The organism is Peribacillus sp. N1 (assembly GCF_054600815.1).
Genome location: NZ_BAAHZO010000001.1, coordinates 455,836 through 469,854 on the forward strand (window position 1 = coordinate 455,836; position 14,019 = coordinate 469,854).

At 40.3% G+C, this 14,019-nt stretch carries 11 protein-coding genes; 8 read left to right on the forward strand and 3 right to left on the reverse strand.

From position 1 onward, the window contains the following. Positions 1-289: 289 nt before the first annotated feature. From ACYP5M_RS02115 to ACYP5M_RS02130, 4 genes are all read left to right on the forward strand, one after another. A complete protein-coding gene (locus ACYP5M_RS02115) occupies positions 290-1,078 on the forward strand; it encodes an SDR family NAD(P)-dependent oxidoreductase (protein ID WP_452445411.1) in 789 nt (262 codons plus the stop codon). Positions 1,079-1,295: 217 nt separating this feature from the next. Further along, positions 1,296-2,090 (forward strand): alpha/beta fold hydrolase, encoded by a 795-nt coding sequence (locus tag ACYP5M_RS02120; protein WP_434169414.1) that lies wholly within the window; start codon positions 1,296-1,298, stop codon positions 2,088-2,090. A 69-nt stretch (positions 2,091-2,159) separates the two neighbouring features. After that, entirely contained in the window at positions 2,160-2,408 is a 249-nt protein-coding gene (locus ACYP5M_RS02125) for a ferredoxin (protein WP_101221842.1), read from the forward strand. Between the two features lie 217 nt (positions 2,409-2,625). Then, positions 2,626-3,618, forward strand: coding sequence for an NAD(P)/FAD-dependent oxidoreductase (locus ACYP5M_RS02130; protein WP_260357467.1), 993 nt, complete (start codon positions 2,626-2,628; stop codon positions 3,616-3,618). Positions 3,619-3,955: 337 nt separating this feature from the next. Here ACYP5M_RS02130 and iadA read toward each other — a convergent pair whose 3' ends face one another. After that, a complete protein-coding gene (iadA, locus tag ACYP5M_RS02135; protein WP_459734582.1) occupies positions 3,956-5,128 on the reverse strand; it encodes a beta-aspartyl-peptidase in 1,173 nt (390 codons plus the stop codon). 35 nt (positions 5,129-5,163) lie between these two features. Continuing rightward, complete coding sequence (locus ACYP5M_RS02140) at positions 5,164-6,585, reverse strand: YfcC family protein (RefSeq protein WP_434169417.1); 1,422 nt, start codon at positions 6,583-6,585, stop codon at positions 5,164-5,166. A gap of 287 nt (positions 6,586-6,872) precedes the next feature. Between ACYP5M_RS02140 and ACYP5M_RS02145 the strand changes: the two genes are divergently transcribed. Then, complete coding sequence (locus ACYP5M_RS02145) at positions 6,873-8,930, forward strand: sigma-54 interaction domain-containing protein (protein ID WP_434169418.1); 2,058 nt, start codon at positions 6,873-6,875, stop codon at positions 8,928-8,930. Positions 8,931-9,103: 173 nt separating this feature from the next. Here the strand turns inward: ACYP5M_RS02145 and ACYP5M_RS02150 are convergent, their stop codons facing one another. Further along, entirely contained in the window at positions 9,104-10,015 is a 912-nt protein-coding gene (locus ACYP5M_RS02150; RefSeq protein WP_459734583.1) for a LysR family transcriptional regulator, read from the reverse strand. Between the two features lie 437 nt (positions 10,016-10,452). Here ACYP5M_RS02150 and ACYP5M_RS02155 point away from each other — a divergent pair, with 437 nt between their 5' ends. The 3 genes from ACYP5M_RS02155 (at position 10,453) to ACYP5M_RS02165 (ending at position 14,005) form a co-directional block, all read left to right on the forward strand. Beyond that, a complete protein-coding gene (locus tag ACYP5M_RS02155; protein ID WP_434169420.1) occupies positions 10,453-11,427 on the forward strand; it encodes a TAXI family TRAP transporter solute-binding subunit in 975 nt (324 codons plus the stop codon). Positions 11,428-11,511: 84 nt separating this feature from the next. Further along, complete coding sequence (locus ACYP5M_RS02160) at positions 11,512-12,018, forward strand: DUF1850 domain-containing protein (RefSeq protein WP_434169421.1); 507 nt, start codon at positions 11,512-11,514, stop codon at positions 12,016-12,018. Further along, positions 12,011-14,005: a TRAP transporter permease gene (locus tag ACYP5M_RS02165; protein ID WP_101221850.1), complete on the forward strand. Its 1,995-nt coding sequence runs from the start codon at positions 12,011-12,013 to the stop codon at positions 14,003-14,005. Before ACYP5M_RS02160 ends, ACYP5M_RS02165 begins: the two co-directional genes overlap by 8 nt. The last annotated feature ends 14 nt before the right edge of the window (positions 14,006-14,019 follow it).

Sequence of the window (14,019 nt, forward strand, 5' to 3'; positions counted from 1 at the left end):
GTAAGATGGGCGCTAGAATCTTACTGAGAAACCACAAAAAAAATCATACTTATTGACGAGTGCCGCAGTAGTAAGGGTAACCGCAGAATGTATTCCCGAAGATAGTTTCATTTTTTTTCATTGACAATAAAGCGATTACATTTTAGAATTATTTATATAAAAAACATTGTTTCGTGTATAAAACATAATGTTATGAAAAAATGTGCTAGCTTGCAAGACGTAAACTTGAAGGACCGATCTTTGTATAACCGTTCATCACGTTTGAAAGATAATAGAAGGGGTTGAGACAATGGGAATGGCCTTAAAAGATAAAGTCGTATGGATTACAGGGGGAGCTTCTGGAATTGGAGAGGCTGTCACTCGCCGTTTTATACAAGAAGGAGCAAAAGTGAGCATTATCGGCCGCTCTAAAGACACGTTAGCGAAAATGAAGGAAGAATTTGGTGAAAATATCCTTACATATCAGGGAGATATAAGTAAATACGAGGACAATGAGCAAGCGGTCCAAGCTACTGTTGAGCAATTCGGAAAGTTGGATGTTTTCGTGGCGAATGCCGGCGTGTTCGATGGATTTGCCAAATTTGCCGATGTGACTCCTGAGGCGCTTTCCGAAGCATATGATTTCCTTCTCGATATTAACGTAAAAGGCTCTTTTTTCGGGGCGAAAGCCGCTCTGGAAGAACTGAAAAAAACAAATGGCAATATTATTTTTACCGTGTCCGGTGCAAGTTTTTATCCAGATGGCGGCGGTGTTTGGTATACAGCGAGCAAACACGCCCAAATTGGATTGATGCGCCAGCTTGCGTTCGAACTATCTCCTTCCATCCGGGTAAATGCGGTAGCCCCAGGGGGGACATTGACAGCACTTACTGTAATCCCGCCGCTGCGTCCATTTGTGAATATCGTCGATAATGATACGAAAGCAAGCAGCATAAAAAAACGGAATATCCTTCAACTTGCCCAGATGCCGGAAGATCACGTTGCGGCGTATGTACTGTTAGCTTCCGACGAATCACGCGCAATCACCGGTGAGGTCATTTCCAGCGATGGCGGATTGTCAGTGCGAGGCCTTGGCTAAGCTGGCACAGTTTTTTAATACTGTTTTAGCTAAATTAGAAGGGAACGGAAGTGGAATTTCCTGCTTAACTTCAGGATAGGAAGCACTTTCATAATTGGAACGAAAGCTAGTACCATGCGAAATATAAATATAGTAAATCATTCGCTTTTTTTAGAAAGATATTTAAAGTACAGGTGTTTTAAGAATCAGAGATTCACCTTAAAAGGGGATTGATATTATGCCATACGTAAAAGTAGAAGATTTAAGCATTCATTATGAAATAGAAGGTCATGGAGAACCTTTAGTATTATTACACGGCATGAGTAATAATTCACAGTCATGGAAGGAGCAAATCCAGGAATTAAAGGAGCATTATACAGTAATTGCATGGGATGCACCGGGTTATGGGAAAAGTTCAGATCCAGCAAAAGAATTTAAGTATTTTAAAGAGTTTGCACATATTCTGAACGGCATGCTAGATCAGCTAAAGCTGGAAAAAATCCATCTGCTTGGCCATTCAATGGGAGCGGCAATCGCGATAGAGTTCTGTAGCCTGTACCCTAATAAGGTTAATAAACTTATATTGGCCGATTCGACAAGAGGGGCAGCTGCTCTAACCCCAGAGGAGAACGAGACGAAATTGAAAAATCGATTATTTTCAATTGAAAACCTTTCTACTGAGGAGATCGCGGAAAAGAGGATACAAGCATTGCTATCTCCCCATGCTTCAGAAAAAGTCTATAAGCGAGTAAAAGAGATTATGACACAGATAAGACCGGCAGGATATCGTTCGGTGGCAAATTCACTTTATCATCTAAATCAAATGAGTTTGTTATCTCATATAAATGTCCCTGTTCTTGTAATTTGTGGTGAGTTGGATACTGTAACTCCTATAAAGGAGTCGGAAGCAATTCATGAAGAGTTAATGAACTCCCGGCTCGTGATAATTCCAGAAGGCGGGCATTTGTGTTATCAGGAAAATCCTGAAAAGTTTAATTCGAGCATTTTGGCATTTTTGAACGATATTGAGTAGGAAAAGGCTTCTACAAATACCATAGTAAAAAACCAGGGCTTAGATTAGAGAGAGGAATGGATACAAAAAATGGCTAATTATACAATCGTGGATAAAGATACTTGTATTGCTTGCGGAGCTTGTGGTGCTTCAGCTCCGGATATTTATGATTACGATGAAGAGGGTATTGCGTTCGTTATATTGGATAATAATGTTGGGGCAGCGATTATACCTGAAGAACTTGAGGAAGATATGATAGATGCTTCAGAAGGATGTCCAACAGATTCTATAAAAGTGGCTCAATTATCCTTTGATGGTAACCCTAATAAATTTGAATAATAATTTTAGGTGCGATTGTGACAGATAACAGAATTATAGATTTTTAAACTGTGACATATCCAGATTGTCTTTTAAAGGGTGGATATTCAACAAATTTTATCCATCATTTTTGGAACAAAGAATTAAGTAAGAATTACTTGTAGTCAGTACATGCCTTACTACCAATAAATCATATTCAGTATGAGCAACCATCCTGGAAGCATAAGGAGTGATTACATTGACAGAAGAAAAAACGGTCTATGACATAACAATTATTGGCGGCGGCCCAGTTGGTTTGTTTACGGCGTTTTATGGAGGAATGAGGCAAGCAAAGGTGAAAATCCTTGAAAGCCTTCCTCAATTGGGAGGACAGCTATCAGCTCTTTATCCCGAAAAATTCATTTATGATATAGCTGGATTTCCAAAAGTAAGGGCCCAGGAATTGATAGAGAATTTAAAAGAACAAATGAAAGTATTCGAACCAACAATTTGTCTTGAAGAAGCAGTTGAACAGGTGGAAAAGCTAGCAGACGGAACATTTAAAATCACTACAAACCTCGATACTCATTTCTCCAAATCAGTGATCATTACTGCTGGAAATGGAGCTTTTCAGCCTCGTAAACTGGAATTGGAAGATTCAACACAGTTCGAAAATAAGAATTTGCATTATTTCGTGAATGATATGAACCGCTTTAAAGGTAGAAAAGTGGCGATACTTGGCGGCGGAGATTCTGCTGTTGATTGGGCCCTTATGTTAGAGCCGATTGCTGAAAAGGTAACATTGATACACAGAAGAGATAAATTCCGTGCCCATGAACATAGTGTGGAAAAATTAGTGAATTCCTCTGTTGAGGTCAAAACACCTTATATTCCCTCCGAACTGGTAGGAGCAGAAAGAATTACGCAAATTGTTTTAGAACAAACTAAGACGCAACAAAAAGAAGTGATTGATATAGATGATTTAATTATTAATTACGGATTTGTCTCTTCCCTTGGTGCGATTAAAGAATGGGGACTAAACATCAGCAAAAATGCAATTGTCGTTAATTCCAAACAAGAAACGAATATTCCAGGCATTTATGCAGCAGGGGATATTTGTACGTATGATGGAAAGGTTAAATTAATTGCATCCGGGTTTGGTGAAGGTCCTACGGCAGTCAATAATGCCAAAGCCTATATTGATCCGAAGGCGAAAGTTCAGCCGTTGCATAGTACTTCCTTATTTGGCTGACCTCTATCTAGCTTCAAGGCTCTCTGAAGAAATGAATTAGTATGTACATAGGCGAGGCTCAAAAATAAAAAGTGATTGATAGGTTTCTCGATTGTCTTGATAAATGGAGATGATACTTAAAGTAGATATATATCGAGGATTTACAGGTTTTGTTGCCTAATGAACTAACAGGTTGATAGTTCAAAAAAGGAGACAGGCTATGCTGACTGTAAAAAATAAAAGTCGAATTCCTTCAAAATTAGGAATTCGACTTTTTTAAGTATCGCCCCTTTAGCGATTCTTCACAATATTAAGGCGAGACGTGAAAATTTTTCGATAACTGGTATACTGTCTAAACTCATTCAAATGTCCCTTTTATCAACGGAATACCCTTATCTACCATAACTTGTCCTTTTGCCATTACAGTGACAATTGCCAAAGTATCCTTTTGCAATAGCACAATATCAGCATCATTGCCGGTTTGGATACTGCCCTTGGTTGATAGTTTCAGCACTTGTGCGGGATTCGTGGTGATGACCTTCAGTGCCGTTTCGAGTGGGATTCCTTCTTCTAAAACAGAATCACGCACTTCGTGATATAGCGAAGATACTTTTCCTACTTGAAGGCCTGCATACTCCCCATGGTTGTTGAAAAATGGAAGACTTGCCTGACCGTCTGAAGAGAAGGTGATTTGTTCTACTGGAATCCCTTCTTCAAGCATTATGCGCAAGGCAATGCTGCACTTTACTTCGCCATCATCCAGAAACTGAGGAATGGTGCTTGTTGTAAAGTCTACGAACCCGCCCCGTTTAGCGTAATCGATTCCCGCTTTGAATAATTCTTCATTTCGGTTGATATGTGTCGGGTGGAGCTGCCGAATCGGAATATTGGTTTTATCAGCAATTGCATGTAACATCGAGAGCTCGCCATCTCCGTCTCCTACATGAACTTCTAATATACCTGCTTTTCCTGACAGAATCCCGCCGTTGCGTGCGGCTGCGACGATTTTGGTCAATTCCTCAAAAGTGGGTTCTGATGATCTATGGTCGGAGATGGCAATCTCCCCGACACCGATGATTTTGTCAATAAAAATAAGGTCATCTTCAATTTTTCCTGTCAAAGTTTTTACTGGCACTTGGTAGGAACCCGTATGAATGAAACAGGAAATACCCTCTTCTTCCAGTGCCCGGGCCTTGGCAAGCAGGCTTTCCATTCTCCGCGTAGTTCCGTCCGTACCAAGCAATCCGACAAGTGTCGTAATACCTGAAGTCGTAATTTCCGTAAGCATCAGCTCAGGGGTGCGGGTTTTGAATCCGCCCTCACCGCCTCCGCCAATAATATGAACATGTGAATCTATGAAACCTGGAACAATTAAAAGATTGGTCGCATCAATGATATGAATAGGAGCAAAGTTGTCAGGAATCTCGATTCTGTCATCTATGAATGCAATTTTTTCATCTGTAATTAAAACGTCTTTCCGTCCTAAGTAATTGGGTGAGTATATCTCGCCATTTTTGATTAAAGTAAGCATGCGTTTCTCCTCCTGTAATGAATTCGTGATTTTTATCAAAATGGACCATATCCGATGAAGTGGGCCGTTATGACAGCTATTAATCCAATGAGATATTGAATAAGTACCAGCGGCAGAATCCACCTCGCCCATTTTGTCCAAGGTATGCCTGCGATTGCCAAGCCCGCCATTAATGTGGTAGCGGTTGGGAAAATCATATTTCCGATTCCGTCCGCAAAAGAGAAAGTCAACACTGCAGTTTGGCGTGTAATATCCAATAAGTCTGCGAGCGGAATCATAATTGGCATGGTCAACATTGCATGACCGGTGCCGGATGCTAGAATAAAATGAATAAGAGTTTGGAAGCTGTACATGCCGGCAACACTTAAATAGGCCGGAATATGCTGGATAGCTTCAGATACTTGATGCAGCATAGGGTCGACGATATGCCCATCATTCAATACAACAAGAATGGCGCGTGATACGCCAATAATCAAAGCACCGCCTAGCAAGGCTGCAGATCCATTGGTAAAGGAGTTGACAATTTGATCCGCTGACAATTTTCCGAAGATTCCAATTACGATTGTTAAAACAATGAATAAGGCTGTAATTTCTGTAATGTACCATTGGAACTTGATGACACCAAATGCCAAGACGATATAGTTAATCAAAAAAGAGATTAAGATGAATTTATGTCTTGCAGTTAATTTCGCACTTGATTGGAGCAGTTTTTTTGCTTCTTCTTTTGTATATTTTCCGTAGATTCCTATAGAAGGATTTTTCTTGACCTTCATAGCGTAACGATAGATATAAAGAACGGAAACAAGGTAGACGATAATAAATAAGATAAGGCGTAACCCTATTCCTGAGAACATCGGCAATTCAGCAATTCCTTGTGCAAGTCCGACAGTGAAGGGATTCATGATGGCAGTCGTGAACCCTGACAATGCCCCTACAATGACGATGGCAGTACCTGTAATTGTATCGAACCCCAGGGCCAACGCCAGCGGAATGATAAGAGGAAGGTAAGCAAGTGTTTCTTCTGCCATTCCCATTAAGGAGCCGCCTACAGCAAAAAACAGCATCACGACAGGAATTAATAGCTTTTCACGTGTCGCCAACTTCCGAGCCATTGTGGCGATGAGCACATCAACCGTCCCTGTAGCTCTTAAAACACCGAAAAACCCTCCAATAATCAATAAGAAAAAGATAATATTGCCGGCTTCAACCATCCCTGTGTGAATAGCTTTTATCATATCGAACAATTCCACCGGTGCAGATTCTATCCATTTGAAAGAATTGGCGTCAACAGTTGTCCGTCCATCTGCTTCAATCCGTGTATATTCCCCGGCAGGCAAAATGTAAGTAAATAGAGTTGCTATTGCGAGAATGCAGAGCAGCAATACAAAAACATTGATTTTTCTCTCTTTTTCTCCCGCTGTTTCAAGCGAAACAGCCTTCTCTTCTACTTGGCTCATAAATGTCTCTCCTTTGTATTTAAAATAAGTACATGGAACTAAAACGCTAACAAAATATTGCCAGCCTATCGACTATCAACTGTTTTTCAAGTATTCTGCTGTTTCCCTCCTTTTCAAATCCATAGGCACGTCAACTCAATCACGACAACTCAATATATAAGCAAATTCTGTGCCAATATGAAGTAATTGATTTTTATGAGAACTTATTGGTTGGATTGAAGTTAAAGGTCATTATTGGTTCTTTTTGGTGATATAATAAAACCAATTAAAGACAGGTAGGTGTTTTTATGTCAAAATTCTCACTTACACTTATAGCGGGAAGCTCAAAAACAAAGGAAGCCTTGCAGGAGCAACTGGAACAATTGCTTGGAGACTACGTTCATGTCAACAGCCATGCTACCGATGAGGGAATACCTCATTCTCTGGGAGATGGAATTATCTTGTATTCATCAGATGCAGCTTATGATAAGAAAATGGGAATGTATGGCGTAAATGCCCAGAAAATAATTGTGGGAAAGAGAACTGTTAATCATGAATACATTGACAAGCTATTAAAAATACCAGAGGGTTCGACAGTGCTTTTGGTAAATGATGATGACGATGCAACTATAAACCTTATTGAATCCTTATATCAGCTTGGTGTCGATCATGTTCAATTTATCCCTTTCAGGAAGGGGATTTTATTTTATGAGAATGTCCAAATAGCTGTATCACCAGGAGAAACTCATCTGTGCCCCTCTTACATAAAAGAAGTAATCGATATAGGCGTGCGTCTTTTTGATATAACAACAATTCTTGAAGTTGTAGAATGCTGTGGTTTACACAAGGATATATCCTCTAAGATTTCTGAAAGGTATATTAGTAATATAATTGAATTACAACGTAAGCTGTTACATGCAGAGTGGGATGCCAAGCAAATGAGTGATCATATCCAAAATGTGTTGTGTACTGTCGATGACGGAATATTGGTCGTTAACGAGGAAGGGCTGATAACGGTATTCAATAACCAGCTTGCGGCATTGTTCCATGTTGATGCAAAAGATGTGGTTAATCAGTATCTAGAGCATGTAATGGATCGCCGTGATATTATCGATTTCATCATGGAAGGTAATGATGAAAGCAAGTTCTTCAACATAGACGGCGTGGATGTCGTAATTTTCCGGTTGCAAATGATGAAAGAAAATACAATTGTCGCAACCTTCAAAAGCGTACATCAAGCCTTTGAAATAGAAAAGACTGCACAAAGAGAAATGCGCAATCAAGGATTTTATTCAAAATACTGCTTTGACGATATTATCGGCGAGAATGAAGTAATGAAAGAGCGTAAGCAGATTGCCAAGAAGCTTGCCTTATCGGAGCATCCGATTTTGATTCAGGGAGAGACAGGTACAGGAAAAGAGCTGTTTGCTCATGCGATTCATGAGCATTCATTGCGAAAGAACGGGCCATTTCTAGCGGTTAACTGTAGCGCTTTAACAGAAACTTTACTTGAAAGTGAATTGTTCGGCTACGAGGAAGGGGCATTTACAGGAGCGCAAAGGGGAGGAAAGAAAGGACTGTTTGAAATGGCGGATAAAGGGACGATCTTTTTGGATGAAATTGGTGACATAAGTCTCACCGTTCAATCCCATCTGCTTCGAGTTCTTCAGGAGGGGGAAATCCGCAGAATTGGCGGCAAGAGAATCATTCCCATTAATGTCAGGGTGATTACCGCGACGAATAAAAACCTTCATGATAAGATGCGGGACGGTTCATTCCGAACAGACTTGTTTTACCGTCTGAATGTGCTCAATCTTTACATACCGTCACTCAAAGAGAGAAGAGCGGATATTCCACTTTTGATAAAGCACCTCATCACAAAAAGCGGGAAGTGGGTAAAAGTAGAGGAAGACGTACTGGAATATTTCATGCAATATGAATGGCCCGGCAACATACGGGAACTTAAAAGTACAATCGATTACATGTTGACGGTTTGTGAGGGGAATGTCGTGACGAAAAGTGACCTTCCGTTCATGCACGGGAATAAGGAAGACAGTGTGACGGCAGATTATCCCGTCTGTGAAAGTGTGCTGGAAAATCAGGAGCGCGCTTTCATCTTGGAAGTAATTAAGCAATACAACGATAAAGGAAAAGCGGCAAGCAGAGAACTGATTTCTAATCAAAGTAAAGAATCGGACTTTGTCTTGTCCCCTCAGCAGATTCGTCGCCGTTTGGATATTTTAGAAATCGAAGGGTTTGTCGTCAAAGGCAGAGGAAGGGCCGGCACTAAGATTACCGCTGAAGGAATAGAGTATTTATATTTTCTTAAGTCAAAGCATGCTGTGCATGGGAGTTTGCTAATTTAGTTATATCGCCAATAGGAAGTTTAAAAGGTGAAATCATTCAATATTAAAAGCCCCATTTCTCAGTTTCATAAAAGAGAAATGGGGCTTTTTTTCACCGATAGTATAATTCATTTCACTATAATTGCCCCTTTTTCACTACGAGTCGTTTCGCAGCATTTTTCCAACCAAGAATCTCATATATCGTTAAAATCATCATCATTCTCTAACGTTTTCAAAATATGCTTGGTCAGAATGGATGCATCCGTGCTTTTCCAAACTGCGGATATGGAACTGGATAATTCCGAGTTATCGATGTTCAAGGCTTTAACTTGGCTTTTTCCCAACAAACTTACCATATCTTTTGGCATGAGTGCTACGCCGAGGTTATTGGATATTAGATTGGCGATTGTCAGTAATTCAGAGCCTTTACATAATTCTTTAGGTGAAAATCCAGCAGTCAGGCAAGCTTTTTCCAAAAGGAATTGAAGGGAGTGTGCTTGAACGGCATCATAATGGATAAAAGGTTCGTCTTTTGCTTCGTATAAATGTATCGCATCCTTTTGGGCCAGTGGATGATCAATGGAGACGACTAATTGTAAAGGGAACCTCATGAATTCAATCATGCTTAATCCTTCATTGGCGATGATATTACTGTGAATGGGCGTTCTGATGAAACCAATATGGTAATTTTGTTGGTTTACGAGTTTTACAGCCCTTGAGGATGTCGTTTCATGCACGTAAAATTCTGTATCCGGGTATTCCCCCACTATCTTTTTCAGTAACTTCGGGATATATATACTAGCTGCAGAGGGGACTGTAGCAATCTTCAATTTAGGCTTGGGGATAGCTTTATGTTCTACTATGTAATTTACTGTTTTCTCAATATCTTCAAAGGAAGGAGCAAGTTTTTTATAGATGTACTCTCCTTCTTCCGTCAATGTAATTTTTCTTGTGGTTCGATTCAATAGTTTAAAGCCTAATTGTTTTTCGAGGGATAAAATCTGTTGGCTAAGTCCGGGCTGGGATATATGCAGGGTTTTGGAAGCCTCGCTGAAACTAAGATGGTTAGAAACCTCTATGAAATAGCGGAGGGATAGGAAATTCAAACAATCACCCACTTCAGTTGGATTTTAAAATACAAAGCTAAAATGGCTGGAAAAGAAAGGTTGGACAGTTGATTCCCTCTTAAAAAAAGCTGGATATAACGATTAAAGGCTAGGAAGATTCTTTTATAACATCTGCTTATAAGTTTATAACAATAATATATTTCTAAAATGGAAGAGTCAATATTATCCTTAAAGAAAGGAAGAATAGGTAATAAAAGGTAAAATATTACTATTGGATAGCAGATTTTCCTTGTTTTTAATAGGTGTTTTTACACATTTAAGCTTGGTGATTTGATTTCTATAAAACTATTTAATGTATTACTAGTGCTTATGGATGATGTGTCTGATTTTGTAAAAAAAGGGAAAGTGAGGCAGTCGGTAGAATAATAACATTATCATCCTTTGCAGATGATGAAAACACATGAGGGGGGAGTTTTATGAAAAAATTTCATAAGTGCTTTTTATTGGTCATGATTTTGACGGTATCCGGTATTATCAGTGCCTGCGGAGACAGCAAAACAGGTGTCTCGGGCAGCGGAAACCAAAATTTGAGTTTGTTGACTGGTGGTACGGGAGGTACATACTATCCGCTCGGAGGACAAATCGGAAAAATCATTTCCGATAAAACAAAAGCGAACATAACACCTCAGACATCTGGCGCCTCCGCCGAAAACATGGAAACGTTAAGGGCTGGAGAGGCTGAAATCGCTTTTTCACAAACGGATATCGCCGCATATGCACTTGAAGGAACAGAGATGTTCGACGGGAAACCCATTGATAATATAATGGCGATCAGCTCTCTATATCCTGAAACTGTTCAAATTGTAACGACTGCAAAAAGCGGAATTAAATCAATCGAGGATTTAAAGGGTAAAAAGGTATCAGTAGGTGCTCCGGGTTCCGGTGCATACATCAATGCCATGCAGATCCTGGAGATTCATGGTTTGTCTGAGAAAGATATTAAAGGACAAAACCTGTCTTTCGATGAGTCGGCCGAAGGAATTCAAGCAGGAAATATTGACGCAGCTTTCATTACTGCCGGAACACCAACAGGTGCAGTTGAGGCGCTGTCCGTACAAAATGATATCATGGTCCTGCCTATTGCAGAGGACAAAATTCAAGCATTGGTTAAAAAGTATCCATACTATGCTGAAGATACAATTCCAAGCGGTACGTACAAAATCAAATCCGAGGTAAAAACAGTTGCAGTTAAAGCGATGTTAGTGGTTACAAAGGATCTTGATGAAGATTTAGTTTATGAAATGACTAAAGCTGTTTATGACAACACAGATCAAATCACACATGCAAAAGGCAAGTTCCTTACAGCAGAAACTGCCCTAGAAGGATTAGGGGAAATGGAAGTGCATCCTGGAGCAGCAAAATACTTTAAAGAAAAAGGTGTTTCCAAGTAATGCATTGGGTCGGTAGCTCGCTTTATGTGGCCTATCGGCTTCGTTTTTTTCTAAATGGGATATCTGGTTTTGAAAGGGGTACCTATGAAATTCAAGAGATTCATGGCATTTGGTATACCTCTGCTCATCGCTTTTTTATTCTTTTTTCCTTACAAGCATGTAATTGCCTTTTCCTTTGAGGACCAAGGGGAATTAATCGCATACTTTCCTTTGAAAAAAGAAAAAGAATTCAAGATTGAGTATACACACTCCATCCACCTCACGGATGTTTTGGAATCATATCGTTTATCGGATAAGCAAATCCAACAAACTGAACTTTCTTATCATGATTTTGCAGTCGGTATGCCTTCTAATGCGGAGGGGGAGGAAGTCTTTGAAGAAAAAGACGGTACCTATTTCATAAAAAATATGAAACGCAATTTCACCCATATCGATTTACGGGTAGGACAAGTTAAAGCTAACCATCGTTTAATATATGATGAAAAAACATACACATTGGCAGACTTCATTAAACCAGGGAAATGGGTCAGGATTTCATCGGAAAGAATTTCATTGTGGGAACAGTTGAAGGGAGTGAAGATTAGTGGCTGATAATGAAAAAATCAAATATTTAACCGAAGCGGAACAGCAGGAGTTGTTGGAAAAATATGATCCGGAAGCCGGGACTAGGAAATTAACTGGTGTCTTGGGCCACATTGCGTTTTTTGGACTCCTGGCTTTTTCGCTATTCCAATTATATACTGCCATTTTTGGTGTTTTTACAGCACAAATCCAACGGACGATACATTTAGGGTTTGCACTCTCCTTAGTGTTTTTACTATTTCCCGCAAACCGGAAGAAGCGTGAAAAAGGAAAGTTTCAAATTGCCTGGTACGATATCATATTAGCGATCCTTAGTATCGGGGTAGGTGCATATTGGCCCTTATTTTTCGAAGATATCGTCATGAATGTAGGACGTTTGGGCGCATTGGATTTTGCCGTTGGTTTAATGGCCATTCTCCTGGTTTTGGAGGCAACCAGGCGTGCAGTGGGTCTTCCCATTATGGTCATTGCTTTGATATTCATTTTCTATGGGATTTTTGGACAATATATGCCAGGATTCCTCGCGCATCGCGGTTTGACTCTCGAACGGATGGTGCAAACGATGTTCTTCTCGACAGAGGGCATTTTAGGCACTCCGTTAGCGGTGTCATCGACATTCATCTTCCTATTTTTACTGTTTGGATCCTTTCTAGTCCGAACAGGTGTCGGTCAATACTTCAATGATCTTTCAACCGCCATTGCCGGCAGAAGGATAGGGGGACCTGCAAAGGTTGCGATTTTTTCCAGTGCTCTTCAAGGGACGATTAGCGGAAGTTCCGTAGCTAATGTTGTCACTTCGGGAGCATTCACGATACCGATGATGAAAAATCTTGGATATAAGAAGGAATTCGCTGGGGCAGTGGAGGCAGCCGCTTCGACAGGCGGTCAATTGATGCCTCCGGTAATGGGTGCAGCGGCATTCTTAATGGTTGAGTTCATTGGGAATGGGATAACGTATTGGGATATAGCAAAGGCGGCTGCGATTCCAGCTATCCTTTACTTTTCAGGAATTTGGATCATGACCCATTTTGAAGCGAAACGACTTGGGCTGCGTGGGTTAACGAAAGAAGAGATGCCAAGTAAAAAGGAAGTGTTCGGCAAATTTTATTTACTAATACCGATCCTTGCCATTATTTTATTGCTCATGCTGAATATCACGGTTACACATGCAGCCCTGTATTCCATTGCTATCTCGGTTCTTGTAGGTTTCATAAACAAGGATGTCCGCATGAAATTCATCGATATCATTTATGCATTGGTGGATGGAGCCCGAACGGCACTTGCGGTTGCAGCTGCAACCGCAGCAGCAGGCATTATTGTAGGAATCGTTACGAAAACCGGATTAGGGCTGAAGCTGGCTAATGGTTTGATCGATTTGTCTGGTGGATATTTGATTCCAACACTGATGCTAACTATGGTAGCGGCACTTATATTAGGAATGGGTTCACCTACGACCGCCAATTATGTCATCACATCGACGATTGCAGCACCTGCGATCATTTTGCTTGGTGTTCCTGATTTATCTGCACATTTATTCGTTTTCTATTTTGGCATTATAGCAGATATTACTCCTCCAGTTGCTTTAGCGGCATTTGCAGCGGCAGGGGTGGCAGGCGGTGAACCGATAAAAACGGGAATTGAGTCATCAAAACTTGCTATCGCTGCATTTATCATTCCATATATTTTTGTTCTTTCCCCACAAATGCTGATGATCGATACAACTTGGATGGAGGTTGCCTGGGTTGTACTTACAGCAATGTCAGGCATGATTGCAATTGGGGCGGGTGTTATAGGTTACTGGATGAGGGGGATGCACTGGTTAGAAAGAGTCCTCGCTATAATCGTTGGTTTACTATTAATCTATCCTGAAACGATATCGGACATCATTGGTGTATCCGCTTTTATCGTATTACTGGCTTTACAATACCTTTGGAAAAGTGACAATCACGACAGCACCAAAATCTTGGAAAATAACCAAAGCATAGAGAAAAATTGAGTCTAAGAACATCG

What these genes read in the sequence shown, in the direction of transcription:
- ACYP5M_RS02115 (WP_452445411.1), top strand. Translation starts at nt 290, where the DNA reads ATGGGAATGGCCTTAAAAGATAAAGTCGTATGGATTACAGGGGGAGCT.
- ACYP5M_RS02120 (WP_434169414.1), top strand. Translation starts at nt 1,296, where the DNA reads ATGCCATACGTAAAAGTAGAAGATTTAAGCATTCATTATGAAATAGAA.
- ACYP5M_RS02125 (WP_101221842.1), top strand. Translation starts at nt 2,160, where the DNA reads ATGGCTAATTATACAATCGTGGATAAAGATACTTGTATTGCTTGCGGA.
- iadA (WP_459734582.1), bottom strand. Translation starts at nt 5,128, where the DNA reads ATGCTTACTTTAATCAAAAATGGCGAGATATACTCACCCAATTACTTA.
- ACYP5M_RS02140 (WP_434169417.1), bottom strand. Translation starts at nt 6,585, where the DNA reads ATGAGCCAAGTAGAAGAGAAGGCTGTTTCGCTTGAAACAGCGGGAGAA.
- ACYP5M_RS02145 (WP_434169418.1), top strand. Translation starts at nt 6,873, where the DNA reads ATGTCAAAATTCTCACTTACACTTATAGCGGGAAGCTCAAAAACAAAG.
- ACYP5M_RS02155 (WP_434169420.1), top strand. Translation starts at nt 10,453, where the DNA reads ATGAAAAAATTTCATAAGTGCTTTTTATTGGTCATGATTTTGACGGTA.
- ACYP5M_RS02160 (WP_434169421.1), top strand. Translation starts at nt 11,512, where the DNA reads ATGAAATTCAAGAGATTCATGGCATTTGGTATACCTCTGCTCATCGCT.